The organism is Streptomyces sp. NPDC017056, assembly GCF_044332485.1.
Taxonomy (GTDB): domain Bacteria; phylum Actinomycetota; class Actinomycetes; order Streptomycetales; family Streptomycetaceae; genus Streptomyces.
Window position 1 is genome coordinate 14,140 of record NZ_JBIRPD010000007.1, and the last position, 15,463, is coordinate 29,602.

The window sequence follows — 15,463 nt, forward strand, 5'->3', positions numbered from 1 at the left end:
GCACGGGCCCGACCCCCGTACGGGACCGTGCTCGCGCGGGGCGGGCGTCAGCCCGCGTACGGGCGGGCCTCGCGCGCCTCGCGCAACGCCTGGGCCCACCAGGCCAGCTGGTCCAGCAGTACGGTCGCGGCCCGGTCGGCGTCCGCGGGCTCGCGCAGCCGTCCTTCGCCGTCGAAGAGCCCGCCGGCCATCGCGAAGCTGACTGTTTCGCGCACCGTGGTGGCGTGCAACTCGGCGAACACCAGCCGCAGTTGCTCGACGGCGCGCAGGCCGCCGGAGACCCCGCCGTACGACACGAAGCCGACCGGCTTGGCCTGCCACTGCTCGCGCAGCAGGTCCACGGCGTGCTTGAGGGGGGCGGGGAAGGAGTGGTTGTACTCGGGGGTGATGACGACGAAGGCGTCCGCCGCGCCGACGCGCTTGGCGTAGGAGGCCATCTCCTCGCTGCCGTACCGCAGTTCGTAGGGTCGGATCTCGTCGAGGTCGATGACGTCGACGACGAGGTCGTCGCGCCGGCCCGCGTGCTCGGTGAACCAGTTCGTGACGACGGGCGCGAACCGGCCCTCGCGGGTGCTGCCGACGATGACGGCGAGGGTGAAGGGGCGCTCGGACATGGCGGGGCCTCCTGAAGGCGGTGGGGCGGAGCCGGTGGTCGGCTTCAGGACGAGACGCTAAAACCTCAACCAAAGTTCATGTCAATGCGTGGCCCTGGGCTCACCCCGGCCCGCCGCTCCGGTACGGGTGCGGGCCGCCCTCCCGGACGGCCCGCACCGCGTTCACCGGACCCGCCGCGAGCCCGGTCTCAGCGCGTCACTGGGCCCCGAAGAGCGTGAGGAGATCCGTCTTCTGGAACATCCGGGCCGTGTCGATCGCCGACGGGGTGCCGGCGGCCGGGTCGGCGCCGTGCGCCGTCAGGACCCGTACCACCTCGTCCTCGCCCTTGAAGACGGCGCCGGCCAGGGGCGTCTGGCCCCGGTCGTTCGCCCGGTCCGCGTCGGCGCCGCGCGCCAGCAGGGCCGAGACGGCGGCGGCGTGGCCGTGGTAGGCGGCCAGCATCACCAGGGAGTCGCCCTTGTCGTTGGTGAGGTTGGCGGGCACGCCGGCGTCGACGTACGCGGCGAGCGTGTCCGTGTCGCCGTGCCGGGCCAGGTCGAAGACCTTGGCCGCGAGTTGCAGCACCTCGGGGTCGTGCGCGTGCTCGGTCGTCTCGGGACCCTGCGTCTCGGGGTTCGCGTCACTCATGGTCGCCGGCCTCCTGCTCTGCTGGTGGGGCGGTGTCCTGCAACGCCCGCCTGGACCTTTGCTGTCCCCGCCACCTTATGCAGCACACCACCGGCGGGCCCCCGGCGCGCGGTGCCGGTCAGAAGACGTCGGGGCACCAGGGACGGCGGGCGGTGTGCAGCAGGAGGTCGGAGGTCGTCAGGGCGCCTGGGCGTTCTTCGGTGACGCGGCCCAGGGCGCGCAGTCGTACCGCGGACTCGTCGCCCAGGTAGAGCGCCGCGAAGTCGGCCACGTCGAGGGTGAGTTCGGCGGCTTGGTTCGTGCGGGTGCAGGTGGCGCCCGTCGGGGTGGCTTGCAGGAGGAAGCGGCCGTCGGCCAGGCCCGTCTTGTCCCGGATGTCCAGGACGAGGGAGCCTTCGGTGGGGTAGGTACGGGCCTCCAGCAGGCGGGGAACGTCCAGCGGCCGTATCCACAGGTAGTCGGCGTGCTGTTCGATCCGCGCCGCGCGCGGGTCGCCGAGGTGGTACGGCAGGAGGTCGTCGGGGCCGCGGAAGCCGGTCTTGATGTGCATGACCCAGTCGATCGAGCACAGGAACCGCCACAGAGCCCGTTCGGCGGCCGGAGTGAGCGCGGTCAGGCGGTCGACGGTGACCGTGTTCTGCGGCAGCTTGCGCTCCCACGTGTCGTCCGCCCGGTACGAGACCAGGCCCTCGACCTCGCCGGACGCGTTGCGGTAGAGGGCGTGAAAGCGGTCCTTGGCGGGGTTGTACGGGCGCGGGACGGCGCCGGTCAGCTCGCGCCACCAGTCGTGGGAGAGGTCGATCGCGCCGGGCTGCCGGGCCCGGAACCGGTCGTGGAGGGCGGGTCCTGCCTCGTGGATCTCGGCGGCGTCGGCGAAGTCGATCCGGCCGCCGCAGTCCGGGCCCGCGTGGCGCGGGTCCAGTCCGGCGCGCGCGACGTCGATGTGCCACTCGGTGGCCCAGGTGGCCGGGCCGAAGCCGTACCGCCCGTAGATCGGGAACTCCGCGGCGATCAGCGTGGCGAGGGCGTCCCCGCGCTCCTTGGCGGCCCGCAGGTCGTTCGCCATCATCCGGCTGAGCAGGCCGCGCCGCCGGTGGGTGGGGGAGACCGTCACGTTCGAGACGGCGTCGGCGGGCACCGGCGCCCCGCCGACGACGGTCAGCTCCTGCGCGAAGCTGCGGAACGTGGCGACACAGCGGCCGTCGTCGTACGCACCCTGCGTGCGGGCCGGGTCGTAGCGGGCGCGGCGGTACTCGACCCTCTCCTCGGAGATCTGGGGCGGCTGCAGGAAGCCCACCCCCAGGGCCCGCATCCACTCGGACAGGTCGTCGTCGCCGACCGTACGCACGTCGATGTCCATGCGCGTACGGTAGCCACGGCCCAATACCGCCGTCGCGGCAATTTCGGGTGGACGGGGGCCCGGGGCCCGGCGTCTCAGAACGCCGCGCGTATCGCTCCCACGCGCTCCGCCCCGCCCAGCAGCGGCGCCTCCTCGATGCGCGCCAGCACCGGCGACTCGACGCCCATCCGGCGCAGCGCCCGCCCGAGTATCGGGCCGAGCGTGCGGGTCGCGCCGTCCTCCACCTTGAACGCCAGCGCCCGCCCGTCCGGCAGCGCCACCGCCTGCACCGCCTCGGCGCCCATCTTCGACAGCACGCCGGGCAGCGCCTGCATCAGCCAGGTGTCCGGGCGGCGGGTGCCGGCCACGTACTCCGGGTACGCGCGCATCGCGTCGGCCACGCGCCGCTCCGGCGTGCCCTCGCCGGCCAGCACGAAGTGCCGGAAGGAGCGGGCCAGGCCGGTCAGGGAGATCGCCATCAGCGGCGCTCCGCAGCCGTCCGTGCCGATGTGCTCGACGCGCTCGCCGCTCGCGGAGCGCACCTCTTCCAGGGCCAGCTGCTGGAGCGGGTGGTCAGGGTGGAGGTAGGAGTCCAGCGGCCAGCCGTTGGCGGCGCAGGCGGCGAGCATCGCGGTGTGCTTGCCGGAGCAGTTCATCGTCAGCCGGTCGCGCACCCGCCCGGAGGCCAGGTACGTCTCCGCCTCGGCCGGGTCCAGCGGCAGGTCCGGCGGGGTGCGCACCAGCTCGGCGGAGAGGTGGTGCTCGCTGAGCATCTTCTGCACCAGGTCGAGGTGAAAGCTTTCGCCGGAGTGGCTGGCCGCGGCCAGCGCCAGCCGCTCGCCCGACAGGTCGAGGCCGGCCCGCAGAATGGCGGCGGCCTGCATCGGCTTGTTGGCGGAGCGCGGGAAGACCGGGGAGGTCACATCGCCCAGCGCGGTCTGCACGCTGCCGTCCGCCGCCAGCACCACCAGCGAGCCGCGGTGCCGGCCCTCGACGAACCCCGAACGTACGACCTCGGCGAGGACGGGGGCGGTACCGGCGGGGGCGGACCCGTCGGTAAGGGTGGTGGAGCTCATCGGCGGCCTTCCGGGGAGTGACCCGCGCCCCTCCCCGGAGCCGTGCGGCCGGTGGGTCAGGAGAGCAGGTCGTCTACTTGTGCTTCGCCTTCACGGTACCTGCGGGCGATCTCGGCACTGCAATCGTCGGCCGTCCGCTGGAGGGACTGGCGCGCCCTGGACACCTGCTGCTCGTACCGGACCAGCCGCCCCATCGCGTCGTGCAGCTCCTCGTCCGTACGGGCGGTGAGGTCGGACAGCTCCACCTCGCCGAGCATCTGCTCCGCCAGCTGGCGGTACTCCTCGCCGTGCGGCATGCCGAGCGTCACATGGCGGGCCGAGGAGCGGTGCCGCGACGGCCCGTCCGTCAGGATCTCCGGGAGGCGGTCCAGCAGCGGGGAGTGCGGGGCCGTACGGCGGCTGCTCTCGGCACGCAGGATGTCGATCCGGCCCTGGAGCAGGCGCCGCACATAGCTCAGGTCGGCTTCCTCCTGATGCGCGGAGCGGCGCAGTACGCGCAGGTCGGGCAGGCTCAGCCGGTGCAGGTCGGGCGGCGGGCCGGGGCGGAAGCGGTCGCGTTGCAGCGGGGCCCGGTGCGGTGCCGTGCCGGCCTGGAACATGGGGCCGTCCTCCGTGCGGGCGGGCCCGGGGTGCGCCTGGGCCTGCGTGGTCGTACGGGCCGCCGTCGGCGCCGTACGGGCGGTCGGTACGGGACCGGGTGTCTGCCCGGAACCGGCAGTGCTCATGAGTCGTTCCGTCCCCTCGTCCGGTGCGGTCGCACGGGCAGGTTGTCCGTGAAACGCACCGCGTGCACGCATCGTGCCACTCTGCGCGTGCCGCCCGCAGGGCCAGCCATGGCCATGGCACCCGAACGGCCCCGGCGAGGTACGGCTGTCAGGGTCCCGGGCGCGCCGTGCATCATGGCCTGTATGCGAGCTGTGGTGCAGAGGGTCGACGGCGCACGCGTCGAGGTGGACGGCGAGACGGTCGGTGAGATCGTCGGTGAGGGGCTGTGCGTGCTGGTCGGGGTCACGCACGACGACACCCAGGCGAAGGCGGCGCAGCTCGCCAGGAAGCTGTGGTCGGTGCGCATCCTGGACGGCGAGAAGTCCTGCTCGGACACCGGAGCGGGGCTGCTGGTGATCAGTCAGTTCACTCTCTACGGTGACGCCCGCAAGGGCCGCAGGCCCACCTGGAACGCGGCGGCGCCCGGGCCGGTGGCCGAACCCCTCGTCGACGAGGTCGTCGACCGGCTCCGCGAGCTGGGTGCCGAGGTGCAGACGGGCCGCTTCGGCGCGGACATGAAGGTGTCCCTGACGAACGACGGCCCGTTCACGGTGCTCCTGGAGGTCTGAGCCCCCCAAACAGGCCCTACGGCTCGACCACGACCTCCTGGGCCGCCGCCGTGGTCTCCGCCAGCAGCTCCGCGTCGACGGGCACGTTGCGCTTGACGAGGGCCAGGGCGATGGGGCCGAGTTCGTGGTGGCGGGCCGAGGTGGTCACGAAGCCGAGCTGGCGGCCTTCCGCGCCGTCGGCGGCGAGGCGTACGGGGGCGCCGTGCGGCGGCAGGTGCACCTCGCTGCCGTCCAGGTGCAGGAAGACCAGGCGGCGCGGCGGCTTCCCCAGGTTGTGGACGCGGGCCACGGTCTCCTGGCCGCGGTAGCAGCCCTTCTGGAGGTGCACGGCGGTGCCGAGCCAGCCCAGCTCGTGGGGGATGGTGCGGTGGTCGGTCTCCATGCCCAGCCGCGGCCGGTGCGCCTCGACGCGCAGCGCCTCCAGGGCCAGGGTGCCGGCCGCCGGCCCGTTGGCCGCCGCGAAGGTTTCCAGTTCGCCGCGGGGCAGGAACAGGTCCCGGCCGTGCGGGGTCTCCCGTACGACCGCGTCCTTCGGGGCCTCGGCGATGGAGCCGGCCGGCAGGTGGACGACCGCGTAGTCGTCCGTACGGTCGGCGACCTCGACCCGGTAGAAGAACTTCATGCTCTCCAGGTAGGCGATCAGCGCCTCCTCGGTGCCCGGCTCGGTGTGCAGCCAGGTCGTCTCCCCGTCGTCGACGAGGTAGAGGGCGTGCTCGATGTGGCCGTTGGCGGAGAGGATCAGGGCCTCGGTGGCGTGTCCCGGCGCGAGGTCGCTGACGTGCTGAGTCAGCAGCAGGTGCAGCCAGCTGAGCCGCTCGGGGCCGCTGACGGTGACCACGCCGCGGTGCGAGAGGTCGACCAGGCCGCGGCCGTCCGCGAGGGCGCGTTGCTCGCGGAACAGGTCGCCGTAGTGGGCGGCGACACCTTCGTCGGGGGCCTCGGCCGGAACGGCACCGGGCAGCGACAGCAGCGGACTGGCTTCACGTTGGCGCGGCATACCCCAAGCGTACGACCGGCTAGGAAGCGGGCACCGACCCGCCCTCCGCGTCCGGGCCGCCGTCCGTGCCCGACCCGCCGTCCGTGTCCGACCCGCCGTCCGGCGCCGGCGCGGTGTCCTTCTCGCCGCACGCCGCGCAGCGCCCGAAGATCGCGAAGTGCTTGAGGTCCGTGTCGAAGCCGAACGTTTCCCTGAGCGTCGTCGTGAACGGTTCGGCGATCGACAGGTCGGCCTCGATCACTTCCGTGCAGTCCCGGCACACCAGGTGGATGTGGTGGTGCCGGTCGGCGAGGTGGTACGTGGGGGCACCGTGCCCGAGGTGGGCGTGGCTGACCAGTTTCAGTTCCTCCAGCAGTTCCAGGGTCCGGTAGACCGTGGAGATGTTCACGCCGCCCGCCGTCCTGCGCACCTCGGTGAGGATGTCGTCGGGGGTGGCGTGCTCCAGCTTGTCCACGGCCTCCAGGACGAGCTGGCGCTGCGGGGTCAGCCGGTAGCCGCGCTTGCGGAGGTCACTCTGCCAGTCGGTGGTCACCACGCTCCCAGTGTAGGAGGGCGGTCAGCCGGTGCGTACGCCGCGCAGGTAGCCGGAGAGCGCGGTGACGGCCGCGGGATTGCGCGGGCTCTCCACCAGATCGGCGTAATCCATGACGTAGATGCGGTCGTTTTTGATCGCCGAGACGTTCTTCAATGGCGCGTACGACTTGAGGAACGACTTCTTCTGCTCGGCGGTCGGCGTGCCGTAGTCGTTGATCACGATCACGTCGGGGTTGCGCTCGACCACCGACTCCCACCCGACCGTGACCCAGGAGTCCTTGAGGTCCTTCATGACGTGGTCGCCGCCGGCCTTGGTGATGATGTCGTGCGGCCCGGCGAAGCGGCCCGAGGTCAGCGGCTTGTCCTGGCCGCCGTCGTAGAGGAAGACGGAGGGCCGTTCGCCCTCCTTCGGCGCCTTGGCCTGCGCGTCGGCGACCTGCTTGCGGTACTTGGTGACCAGCGCCTCGGCCCGGTCCTCGACGTCGAAGATCTTCCCGAGGGTCCGCAGGTCGGTGTAGAGCGCGTCCAGCGGCGGCATCACGCCGCGGGCGCGGTCCCGGCCGCCGTCGGTCCCGTTGCGGCAGGACTCGGTGAGCACGTAGCTGCCGATGCCGAGCTTCTTGAGGGAAGCGGGCGTGACGCCGCTGTCCTCGCCGAAGCCGTAGTTCCAGCCCGCGAAGACCAGGTCGGCCCTGGCGTCCAGGGCGATCTCCTTCGTGATCGCCTTCTTGGACAGCCACGGCACCTTGGCGTACGCGTCCTTCCAGGCCACGGCGTCGATGTCGCCCCGGTACTCCGGCGTGACGTACCCGGCCATGTGGTCCTCCAGGCCGAGCGCGAACATGATGTCGGCGATGCCGATGTCGTTGGTGACCACGCGCCGCGGCGCCTTGTCGTACGTCGTCTTCGTACCGCAGTTCTCGACCGTGACCGGGTAGTGCCCTGACCCGGCGCCCGACGCCTTGGCCGAGCCGTCCTTGCCGTCCTCGGCGACCTGCGCGCCGCAGCCGGTGAGCGCGGCGAGCGCGAGGGCGGTGAGCAGGGCGGCGGAGCGGTGGCGGGTGCGCATGGGGGTCCTCACAGGGTGGCCGGCGGGTCGGTACGGGCGGGCAGGCGGTCGAACAGCAGCTGTACGGCGCCGGTCTCGGGGTGCGGCACGCGGTGCGCGCGCACCCCGAACACCTCGGCCAGCAGCTCGGTGCCCAGCACGTCGTGCGGCGCGCCGGAGGCGACGATGCGGCCGCCGGAGATGACGTACAGCTCGTCGCAGTGCCCGGCGGCCAGGTTCAGGTCGTGCAGCGCGGTCAGCACCGTCAGCCCGCTGTCCCGCACCAGCGCCAGCAGCTCCAACTGCTGCGCGATGTCCAGGTGGTTGGTCGGCTCGTCCAGCACCAGCACCTTCGGGTCCTGGGCCAGCGCGCGGGCGATCAGCACCCGCTGCTTCTCGCCGCCGGACAGGCTCAGGAACGAGCGTTCGGCCAGGTGGGCGGCGCCGGACCGCGCGAGGGCCGCCTCGCACACCCGGAGGTCGGCGGCGCTCGGCCGCCCCGAGCCGCGCTGGTGCGGCAGCCGCCCCATCGCGACGACCTCGGCGGCCGTGAAGCCGAACTCGGTCGCCGACTCCTGCGGCAGCGCGGCCAGGTGCCGCGCCCCCTCGCGTACGCCCATGGCGTGCAGGTCGGCGCCGTCCAGCCGCACGGCGCCGGCGGCCGGGCGCAGCGCCCGGTAGGCGCAGCGCAGCAGGGTGGACTTGCCGCTGCCGTTGGGCCCGACCAGCCCGACGACCCGGCCGCTGCCGGCGTGCAGGGTGATGTCGTGCACGAGCCGGGCGCCGGCCACGTCCACGGACACCGCGTCGATGTCGATCCGCATCACGCACCGCCTCCGAAGGAGTAGCCGCGGCGCCGCATCAGCAGGACGAAGCAGGGCACGCCGATGACGGCGGTGAGCACCCCGACGGGCAGTTCCACGGGCGCCAGCAGCACCCGGCTCAGGATGTCCACCCACACCAGCAGCACCGCGCCCAGCAGCGGCGCCACGGCCAGCACCCGCCGGTGCCCGGCGCCCACCAGCATCCGCGTCACGTGCGGCACCATCAGCCCGACGAACCCGATCGCCCCGCTGACCGCGACCACCGCGCCGGTGACACCCGCCGTCACCACGAACAGTTCCCGGCGCAGCCGCCCCGGGTCCACGCCGAGCGCGGCGGCCGACTCGTCGCCCATGGCCAGCGCGTTCAGGCGGCCCGCCGAGGCCATCAGGTACACCAGCGCGGCGGCCACCGCGGCCGCGGCGATCGGCACCGAGCCCCAGCCCGCTCCGCTGAGGCTGCCGAGCAGCCACATCATCGCGGACCGCGCGGCCTCGCCGCGGTCGGCGGCGAACACCATCAGGGTGGCGAGGGCGGAGAAGCCGTAGTACATCGCGGAGCCGGTCAGGACCAGCCGCAGCGGCGTCAGCCCGTGCGCGCTGCGGGCCGCCAGGTACACCAGCGCCATCGCCAGCAGCGCCGAGCCGAAGGCGGCGGTGGACAGCGCCCAGACGCCGAGCGCGGCCAGTGAACCGAAGAGCAGGACGGCGTTGGCGCCGACCGCGGCGCCGGAGGAGACGCCGAGCACGAAGGGGTCGGCGAGCGCGTTGCGGACCAGCGCCTGGACGGCGACGCCGATCGCGGAGAGCCCGGCGCCCACGACGGCGGCCAGCACGGCGCGGGGGAAGCGCAGCTCCCAGACGATGGTGTAGGCGGAGACCTCGCCGGCGGAGATGGTGCCGCCGCTCAGGCCGGCGCCGAGGTAGCGCAGCACGTCGCCCCAGCCGACGCCGGAGGCGCCGAGGCCGACGCCGCACAGCAGCGAGCCGAGCAGGGCGGCGGTGAGCCCGGCGACCAGCGGGCCGGTACGCAGCGGCGCTGCGCGGCGCGGCGCCGTCGCGGGGGCCGGGGGTGCGGCGGTACGGGCGGGGGCGGCCAAGGGACCAGCGCCTTCGGCTCGGGCCGTGTCCGTACGGGAAGGGGCCGTGGTCCGAGGCGCGAGGCCGGCGGCGGCGTCCCCTCGCAGTCCACGGCGAGTTGTCGGAACGGGCGCCCCCGCGGGCGATCGGGCTGGCGGAAACAGGGTTCCGCTCACCGTTGCGGGTCAGCGCCGGACTCTCACCGGACTTTCCCCGCGGGGCGCTCTGCGTCTGTCGTTATGGAGAAGACGGCTGTTACTTGAAGAAGGCGATGCCGTCGTCCGGCAGGTCCTTGAGGTCCTTGGCCCACTCACTGGGGTCGACGACCTTCTTGAGGTGCGCGGACATGTACGGGCGCAGCGGCACCTCGGGGGTGGTCTTCTCGCCGACCCACATCAGGTCGCTGTTCACGTACCCGTACAGGCGCTTGCCGCCGCTGTACGGGCCCGAGGCGGCGGTGCGCGCGACGGCGTCGGTGGCCAGGTCGATCTGCGGCTTCTGGTCGGCCAGCTCGCCGTACCAGACCTCCGCGACGCCACCGTCGCGGATCATCACGACCTCGACCTTGCGGTCCTTGTCGATGCGCCAGTAGCCGGCCTCGGTCTCCAGCGGCGCGACCTTCTTGCCCTCGCCGTCCAGCACCCAGCTGTGCGAGGTGTATTCGAGGAAGTCGCGGCCGTCGTGCGTGAAGGTGACCTCCTGGCCGAAGTTGCACTTCTCGGTACCGGGGAAGTCCGCGACGCCCGCGCCCTCCCAGTTGCCGAGCAGGAAGGCGAGGGGCACGAGGGCCGGGTTCAGGTCGGACGGGATCTCGATCATGAGCTCAGGCGATCTGTATTAGGGGGAAAAGGCAGGGGCGCGCGAAGCGCTCGTATGAAGGGCGGTGGTGGTGACGGGCGGGCGGGTCTCTAGCGCTGGCCCTGGTACAGCTTCTTCCAGGTCAGCCCGGCGAAAGCGACGACGCCGACGGCTACCAGGACGAGCAGGGTGGTGAAGACTGCCTCAAGCACGAGCGCGCTCCTCGGACGGAGTGAGGTATTACGGACCGGGAGCGAGTCTAGTCGGCGTGGCCGAGGGCAGCGCTGTGAGGTCCGCCGCGCGCCCTAGAGTGGCCGTATGGCGAAGAAGCTGGTGATCAAGGTGACAGCGGGGGCCGACGCTCCCGAGCGCTGTTCGCAGGCGTTCACGGTGGCGGCGGTCGCCGTGGCGAGCGGGGTGCAGGTCTCGCTGTGGCTGACCGGGGAGTCGGCGTGGTTCGCGCTGCCGGGCCGGGCCGCGGAGTTCGAGCTGCCGCACGCGGCGCCGCTGCCGGACCTGATCGACTCCATCACGGCGGGCGGCGGCACCATCACCGTGTGCACGCAGTGCGCGGCGCGCCGCGACATCGAGGAGAAGGACCTCATCGAGGGCGCCCGGATCGCCGGGGCGCAGGTGTTCGTCAGCGAGGTCATGCCGGACGGCGTGCAGGCGCTGGTGTACTGACGCAGGTGTACTGACGCTGGTGTACTGACCCGCGGCGGTTCAGCGGCGGCCGGTGCCGGGGCCGTGGTCGTCGATCTCGCGCCACCAGCGGTCGGACTCCGGGTCGCCGGACTCGTCCCACCAGCGTTCGCCCGGCTCCCTGCGGTTGCCGACGATCGCCGCGAACGGCGGGATGACCATGGCGACCACGCACATCGCCACGGCCGCCGGCACGGACCACAGCCGGACCACGCCCCACGCCAGCACGAACAGGGCGATGCAGACGCCCATCAGGGCGAAGTACCGGCGGTGCCGGCGCTGCGCGGGCGGGCGCTGGTGCGCGTACATGACTCCACCGTAGGTCGGGCCGCGGCCGCTGGGAAGCGCGGCGGGCCGCACCCCCAGCCAAGGCGTCCAAACCCCTGGGGTGCGGCCCGGCGGCCGTACGTGCGTACGTATGGGTGTCGCCGTCAGACGGCGATGGCGACCTCCGCGAGACCGCCGTGCTGCGCGACGACGGTGCGGTCCTTCGCGGTCGCGCCCGGAACCAGGGCGCGCAGCGTCCAGGTGCCCTCGGCCGCGTAGAAGCGGAACTGCCCGGTCGCCGAGGTGGGGACCTCGGCGGTGAACTCGCCGGTGCTGTCCAGCAGCCGCACGTAACCGGTGACGGGCTGGCCGTCGCGGGTCACGCTGCCCTGGATGGTGGTCTCGCCCGGCTTGATCGTCGAAGCGTCCGGGCCGCCGGCCTGTGCTCCACACATATGGGTACTTCCTTGGTGGGTTGAGGGGTACGGGGAGGCGGTGCGCTTACTTCGCGGCGCCGAGCTCGATCGGCACGCCGACCAGCGAGCCGTACTCGGTCCAGGAGCCGTCGTAGTTCTTGACGTTGCTCTGGCCGAGCAGCTCGTGCAGCACGAACCAGGTGAGCGCGGAACGCTCGCCGATGCGGCAGTAGGCGATGGTGTCCTTCGCCAGGTCGACTTTCTCGGTCTCGTAGAGGGCCTTGAGCTCGTCGTCCGACTTGAAGGTGCCGTCGTCGTTGGCGTTCTTCGACCACGGGATGTTGCGGGCGCTGGGCACGTGGCCGGGGCGCTGCGACTGCTCCTGCGGGAGGTGTGCGGGGGCGAGCAGCTTGCCGCTGAACTCGTCGGGGGAGCGCACGTCGACCAGGTTCAGGTTGCCGATCGCGGCGACGACGTCGTCACGGAAGGCGCGGATGGAGGTGTCCTGTGCCTTCGCCTTGTACTGGGTCTGCGGGCGGTTCGGCACCTGCGAGCCGTCGACCAGGTCGCGCGAGTCCAGCTCCCACTTCTTGCGGCCGCCGTCGAGCAGCTTGACGCTGCCGTGGCCGTACAGCTTGAAGTACCAGTACGCGTACGAGGCGAACCAGTTGTTGTTGCCGCCGTAGAGGACGACCGTGTCGTCGTTGGCGATGCCCTTCTCGGACAGCAGCTTCTCGAAGCCCGCCTGGTCGACGAAGTCGCGGCGCACCGGGTCCTGGAGGTCCTTCTGCCAGTCGATGCGGACGGCGTTCTTGATGTGGTTCTTGTCGTAGGCCGAGGTGTCCTCGTCGACCTCGACGATGACCACCTTGGGGTCGTCGATGTGGGCCTCGACCCAGTCGGCGTCCACCAGGACGTCGCTACGGCTCATGTTGTTCTCCTCCGGGGCAGTTACGGGGCACGCGTACGCCGGTGCGCGCTGCGGGCGGGGGACGCGGCGCTGCGTGGGGAAGGGCAGGGTGGCCTCAGCGGGCCGGGCGGGGGCGGGGGGGAAGAGGCCGCCCGTCAGGCAGTGCGACAGAGCATGGCGGCGACGCGGCACAGATCGACTGCCCGCCGCTTCGTGAGATTCGCCTGTCCCCGCGAACGGGAACCGCTCAGAGAGCTCTGCATGCGACCGATCGTAGGGAGAGGCGGCGGGACGTGTCACCGGTGTGTCGGATGCTGAGACGCGTTGGTCCGCATCGCGATATGAGGACGGGGCGCGAGAGGCGTGCGGGCCGTGCCGCGGCGGCCCGCACGCCGGTGGGGGACTGGCGTGCGGGACAGGATGTCTCACTGTATGGACGCCCGGGTGGTTTGCGGTGATTCACTCCGATACCGCCGACCGGGGGTGGGGGTGCCCCGGCCGGGCGGCGGATCAGCCGGAAATCTTGACGTCCGTGCCGCTGGCCGAGATCGAGATGCCGTCCCGCGTCGAGACGACCTTGTCCAGCTTCAGGCTGCCGGGCAGCCGGTTCAGCTTCCACTGGTGGTCGGTCTGGCCGCGGACCTGGTTCCGGCAGGCGGACAGCTGCGAGCACAGGTCGGGCAGCTTGTCGGCGCGCAGCTGGACGGTGTCGCCGTTCACTATGCTGACGGTGCCGGTGATCTCCAGCGCGTTGAGCATCGGCAGGTTCGGCAGATTCGGGGAGATCTTCACCTGGCTCTTGCCGTTCTTCTCGCCGCCGTAGCTCACCTTCACGTTCTTGCCCGAGGCGGCGGTCAGGTCCGCGTACGAGATACGCGCCTCGCCGGTGGCGCTGGCCGCACTCTCGATCGAGGTGTAGTCGCTGGTCAGCTTCACGTCGTGGAACTGCGCCGACATCTGCTGGATACGCAGCGTGTGGCCCTCGGCGGTCGCGTTCAAGCCGTCGATCTTGGCATCCACCTGGTCCAGGCTGCGGTTCGCGACCTGGGTCAGGAACGGGAAGCCGGTGATGGACACCTCCGGCGTCCGGTCCAGGTTCTGGCTGCTGCGGATCTTGTCCGCGGCCTTGTCCTCGGCGATGTTCACGGCCACCCGGTCGGCGGCCACGAACAGGCCGCCGAGTATCACGATGATCACCAACAGCACTCGCAGTGCGCGCATCGAACCACTACCCCCAGGCGTGGGGCCGAATTCGGCCCGGTTTTTCCGGTTCAGTCCTTGATGTTGCGCCTGCGAGCCTAACCGGCCCGGAGGGGCCGGTGTTGTTTCGCGGCCTGCGGCCGAGTGTCCTCAAACTCCCCCAGCTACCGCTGGGAGGTGCCCCCAGACGGGCTTGATTTTGGCGGGCCCGGTCTTGCGCCGGGCCCGGGCCCGGCTCTCGCGGTCAGGCCAGGGCGCGCCCCAGTACGTAGACGGCGGGGGAGGCGAGGGCCAGGGGGAGGGCTACGCCTGCGGTCATGTGGACGAAGCGGGAGGGGTAGTCGTAGCTGGCGACGCGGAGGCCGATCAGGGCGCAGCCGGCGGCCACCAGGCCCAGCAGGGCGCCGCCCGCGCCGAGGCCGGTGAGCTGGCCGGCCGCGATGCCCGCGCCGGCGCCGCCGAGCAGTGCGACGACGAGGGAGGCGGCCGGGGGCAGCGGCAGGGCGCGGGCGAGGGTCGCCACGGCCACCGCGATGGCGCCGACCGTGACCGCGTCGGCCGCGGCCGCCAGCTGGCCCGATGCCATGACCGCGAGCGCGGTCGAGGTGAGGCCGGCGGTCAGCGCGTACATGCGTTCGTCGGCGCTGCTGCGGTTGCGCAGTTGCAGGACGAGGACGAACAGGCACCAGACCCCGAGCGTGCCGATGGCGACCATGGGCGCCTGGTCGCGGTCCGTGGCCAGCAGCGCGATGTCGGTGGTCACGCCCGCCAGGAAGGCGAGCGCGATGCCCTGCCGGGCCGGCCACATGCCGTTGAGGCGGAACCAGCCGGCGGCGGTGACGGCCTGGAGGAGTACCACCGGCACCATCAGGCCCACGCGGGGCAGCGGGGCGGCGAGTGCGAGGAGCAGGGCCAGCGCGGCGGTGACCGCGGCGGGCTTGAGGCCGGGCGGGATGATCGGCGAGCGGCCCTCGGCGCGGGCGCGCTGGTTGGGCGCGAGCCGCGACAGGTCGGGGGCTGGCTCGGGTTCCTGCGCGGGCTGGGGTACGGGCTGGGCGCCGGTGTGCGGCTGCGGCTGCGGGTTCCGGGCGGCGGCCGGTGCGGGGCTCTGCTTCGGCAGGTACGAGGTCTCGGCGGCGGACGGGTCGGGCGTTGCCGCGTCCGACGCGTTCACGACGGGGAGCTGGACGCTGGTGTCCCAGGTCGGCGCGGTCCAGATCTGCGTCTGCGGATCGTCCTGGCCGCCGTTGGCCGGGGCGTAGGCGTCGGCTCCGTACGAGCCCTGCCCGTACTGCCCCGACTGCTGCTGTTGTTGTCCGGCTGCGGAGGGCCAGGAGGTCTGCTGCGGCTGCCCGTAGGTGTCGTAGCTCTGCTGCTGGTGGCCGTATGCCTGCTGCCCGTACGACTGCTGTCCGTACGTCTGCTGCCCGTATGCCTGCTGGCCGTAGGACTGCTGCTGCGGCTGCTGCACGGGTGGTTGCTGCTGCTGTTGTCCGTACGCGCCCTCGTAACTGCCGTACGACTGCGTGGGCTGCGCCCCGTACGCGCCGCCGGTCTCGTACGACCCGGGGGCCTCGTAGGGGTCGGCGGACCGGTACGGATCGTGGGCGTCCTGGGGGGCCCGCTGCTGCCGGTGCGGGTCCTGCGGGTCGTACGGTCCGTAGGAGCCGTACGGATTCTGCGGCTGGTTCTCGCTCAT

Annotated in this window: 19 protein-coding genes and 1 riboswitch; of the genes, 2 read left to right on the forward strand and 17 right to left on the reverse strand. The window is 72.3% G+C overall.

What is annotated here, in order from left to right; all coding sequences use genetic code 11:
* Positions 1-47: 47 nt before the first annotated feature.
* From ACH4OW_RS14335 to ACH4OW_RS14355, 5 genes are all read right to left on the reverse strand, one after another.
* Positions 48-614: an NAD(P)H-dependent oxidoreductase gene (locus ACH4OW_RS14335; RefSeq protein ID WP_360125574.1), complete on the reverse strand. Its 567-nt coding sequence runs from the start codon at positions 612-614 to the stop codon at positions 48-50.
* A 196-nt stretch (positions 615-810) separates the two neighbouring features.
* The gene (locus ACH4OW_RS14340) at positions 811-1,242 is read right to left on the reverse strand and encodes an ankyrin repeat domain-containing protein (RefSeq protein WP_360125576.1); all 432 of its coding nucleotides are present in this window, start codon (positions 1,240-1,242) and stop codon (positions 811-813) included.
* A 118-nt stretch (positions 1,243-1,360) separates the two neighbouring features.
* Positions 1,361-2,602, reverse strand: a complete 1,242-nt coding sequence (locus ACH4OW_RS14345) for a GNAT family N-acetyltransferase (RefSeq protein WP_398027702.1) — start codon at positions 2,600-2,602, stop codon at positions 1,361-1,363.
* A 74-nt stretch (positions 2,603-2,676) separates the two neighbouring features.
* Entirely contained in the window at positions 2,677-3,657 is a 981-nt protein-coding gene (locus ACH4OW_RS14350) for an asparaginase (protein WP_398027704.1), read from the reverse strand.
* Positions 3,658-3,713: 56 nt separating this feature from the next.
* Positions 3,714-4,382 (reverse strand): ABC transporter substrate-binding protein, encoded by a 669-nt coding sequence (locus ACH4OW_RS14355; protein WP_398027706.1) that lies wholly within the window; start codon positions 4,380-4,382, stop codon positions 3,714-3,716.
* Positions 4,383-4,565: 183 nt separating this feature from the next.
* Between ACH4OW_RS14355 and dtd the strand changes: the two genes are divergently transcribed.
* Positions 4,566-4,991 (forward strand): D-aminoacyl-tRNA deacylase, encoded by a 426-nt coding sequence (gene dtd, locus ACH4OW_RS14360; RefSeq protein WP_398027708.1) that lies wholly within the window; start codon positions 4,566-4,568, stop codon positions 4,989-4,991.
* A gap of 16 nt (positions 4,992-5,007) precedes the next feature.
* Here dtd and ACH4OW_RS14365 read toward each other — a convergent pair whose 3' ends face one another.
* The 6 genes from ACH4OW_RS14365 to ACH4OW_RS14390 form a co-directional block, all read right to left on the reverse strand.
* On the reverse strand, positions 5,008-5,988 hold the full coding sequence (locus ACH4OW_RS14365) for a YgfZ/GcvT domain-containing protein (protein WP_398027710.1): 981 nt from the start codon (positions 5,986-5,988) through the stop codon (positions 5,008-5,010).
* Between the two features lie 19 nt (positions 5,989-6,007).
* Positions 6,008-6,523 carry a Fur family transcriptional regulator gene (locus ACH4OW_RS14370; RefSeq protein ID WP_398027712.1) on the reverse strand — a complete coding sequence of 172 codons (516 nt, stop codon included), beginning with the start codon at positions 6,521-6,523 and terminating at the stop codon, positions 6,008-6,010.
* A 21-nt stretch (positions 6,524-6,544) separates the two neighbouring features.
* Positions 6,545-7,591: an ABC transporter substrate-binding protein gene (locus ACH4OW_RS14375; RefSeq protein WP_398027714.1), complete on the reverse strand. Its 1,047-nt coding sequence runs from the start codon at positions 7,589-7,591 to the stop codon at positions 6,545-6,547.
* Positions 7,592-7,599: 8 nt separating this feature from the next.
* Positions 7,600-8,394 carry an ABC transporter ATP-binding protein gene (locus ACH4OW_RS14380; protein ID WP_360125592.1) on the reverse strand — a complete coding sequence of 265 codons (795 nt, stop codon included), beginning with the start codon at positions 8,392-8,394 and terminating at the stop codon, positions 7,600-7,602.
* Positions 8,394-9,491, reverse strand: a complete 1,098-nt coding sequence (locus tag ACH4OW_RS14385) for a FecCD family ABC transporter permease (protein ID WP_398027716.1) — start codon at positions 9,489-9,491, stop codon at positions 8,394-8,396. Before ACH4OW_RS14385 ends, ACH4OW_RS14380 begins: the two co-directional genes overlap by 1 nt.
* A gap of 99 nt (positions 9,492-9,590) precedes the next feature.
* A riboswitch (cobalamin riboswitch) is annotated at positions 9,591-9,731 on the reverse strand.
* Complete coding sequence (locus ACH4OW_RS14390; protein ID WP_360125594.1) at positions 9,727-10,290, reverse strand: FABP family protein; 564 nt, start codon at positions 10,288-10,290, stop codon at positions 9,727-9,729. It overlaps the preceding riboswitch by 5 nt.
* Before the next feature lie 297 nt (positions 10,291-10,587).
* Here ACH4OW_RS14390 and ACH4OW_RS14395 point away from each other — a divergent pair, with 297 nt between their 5' ends.
* Positions 10,588-10,953 (forward strand): DsrE family protein, encoded by a 366-nt coding sequence (locus tag ACH4OW_RS14395; RefSeq protein ID WP_360125596.1) that lies wholly within the window; start codon positions 10,588-10,590, stop codon positions 10,951-10,953.
* 39 nt (positions 10,954-10,992) lie between these two features.
* On the opposite strand, the gene ACH4OW_RS14400 is transcribed toward ACH4OW_RS14395, so the two are convergent.
* The 6 genes from ACH4OW_RS14400 to ACH4OW_RS14425 form a co-directional block, all read right to left on the reverse strand.
* Positions 10,993-11,280, reverse strand: a complete 288-nt coding sequence (locus ACH4OW_RS14400) for a DUF3099 domain-containing protein (protein ID WP_360125598.1) — start codon at positions 11,278-11,280, stop codon at positions 10,993-10,995.
* A gap of 122 nt (positions 11,281-11,402) precedes the next feature.
* Positions 11,403-11,693: a DUF1416 domain-containing protein gene (locus tag ACH4OW_RS14405; protein ID WP_360125600.1), complete on the reverse strand. Its 291-nt coding sequence runs from the start codon at positions 11,691-11,693 to the stop codon at positions 11,403-11,405.
* A 46-nt stretch (positions 11,694-11,739) separates the two neighbouring features.
* Positions 11,740-12,585, reverse strand: a complete 846-nt coding sequence (locus ACH4OW_RS14410) for a sulfurtransferase (protein ID WP_398027719.1) — start codon at positions 12,583-12,585, stop codon at positions 11,740-11,742.
* A gap of 134 nt (positions 12,586-12,719) precedes the next feature.
* Positions 12,720-12,827, reverse strand: coding sequence for a putative leader peptide (locus ACH4OW_RS14415; RefSeq protein WP_360125604.1), 108 nt, complete (start codon positions 12,825-12,827; stop codon positions 12,720-12,722).
* Positions 12,828-13,074: 247 nt separating this feature from the next.
* Complete coding sequence (locus tag ACH4OW_RS14420) at positions 13,075-13,785, reverse strand: DUF2993 domain-containing protein (protein ID WP_398027722.1); 711 nt, start codon at positions 13,783-13,785, stop codon at positions 13,075-13,077.
* A 223-nt stretch (positions 13,786-14,008) separates the two neighbouring features.
* Positions 14,009-15,463 (reverse strand): hypothetical protein, encoded by a 1,455-nt coding sequence (locus ACH4OW_RS14425; protein ID WP_398027723.1) that lies wholly within the window; start codon positions 15,461-15,463, stop codon positions 14,009-14,011.

Coding starts and splice junctions, on each gene's coding strand:
- ACH4OW_RS14335 (WP_360125574.1), bottom strand. CDS start 614: ATGTCCGAGCGCCCCTTCACCCTCGCCGTCATCGTCGGCAGCACCCGC.
- ACH4OW_RS14340 (WP_360125576.1), bottom strand. CDS start 1,242: ATGAGTGACGCGAACCCCGAGACGCAGGGTCCCGAGACGACCGAGCAC.
- ACH4OW_RS14345 (WP_398027702.1), bottom strand. CDS start 2,602: ATGGACATCGACGTGCGTACGGTCGGCGACGACGACCTGTCCGAGTGG.
- ACH4OW_RS14350 (WP_398027704.1), bottom strand. CDS start 3,657: ATGAGCTCCACCACCCTTACCGACGGGTCCGCCCCCGCCGGTACCGCC.
- ACH4OW_RS14355 (WP_398027706.1), bottom strand. CDS start 4,382: ATGAGCACTGCCGGTTCCGGGCAGACACCCGGTCCCGTACCGACCGCC.
- dtd (WP_398027708.1), top strand. CDS start 4,566: ATGCGAGCTGTGGTGCAGAGGGTCGACGGCGCACGCGTCGAGGTGGAC.
- ACH4OW_RS14365 (WP_398027710.1), bottom strand. CDS start 5,988: ATGCCGCGCCAACGTGAAGCCAGTCCGCTGCTGTCGCTGCCCGGTGCC.
- ACH4OW_RS14375 (WP_398027714.1), bottom strand. CDS start 7,591: ATGCGCACCCGCCACCGCTCCGCCGCCCTGCTCACCGCCCTCGCGCTC.
- ACH4OW_RS14380 (WP_360125592.1), bottom strand. CDS start 8,394: ATGCGGATCGACATCGACGCGGTGTCCGTGGACGTGGCCGGCGCCCGG.
- ACH4OW_RS14390 (WP_360125594.1), bottom strand. CDS start 10,290: ATGATCGAGATCCCGTCCGACCTGAACCCGGCCCTCGTGCCCCTCGCC.
- ACH4OW_RS14395 (WP_360125596.1), top strand. CDS start 10,588: ATGGCGAAGAAGCTGGTGATCAAGGTGACAGCGGGGGCCGACGCTCCC.
- ACH4OW_RS14400 (WP_360125598.1), bottom strand. CDS start 11,280: ATGTACGCGCACCAGCGCCCGCCCGCGCAGCGCCGGCACCGCCGGTAC.
- ACH4OW_RS14405 (WP_360125600.1), bottom strand. CDS start 11,693: ATGTGTGGAGCACAGGCCGGCGGCCCGGACGCTTCGACGATCAAGCCG.
- ACH4OW_RS14410 (WP_398027719.1), bottom strand. CDS start 12,585: ATGAGCCGTAGCGACGTCCTGGTGGACGCCGACTGGGTCGAGGCCCAC.
- ACH4OW_RS14415 (WP_360125604.1), bottom strand. CDS start 12,827: ATGCAGAGCTCTCTGAGCGGTTCCCGTTCGCGGGGACAGGCGAATCTC.
- ACH4OW_RS14420 (WP_398027722.1), bottom strand. CDS start 13,785: ATGCGCGCACTGCGAGTGCTGTTGGTGATCATCGTGATACTCGGCGGC.
- ACH4OW_RS14425 (WP_398027723.1), bottom strand. CDS start 15,463: ATGAGCGAGAACCAGCCGCAGAATCCGTACGGCTCCTACGGACCGTAC.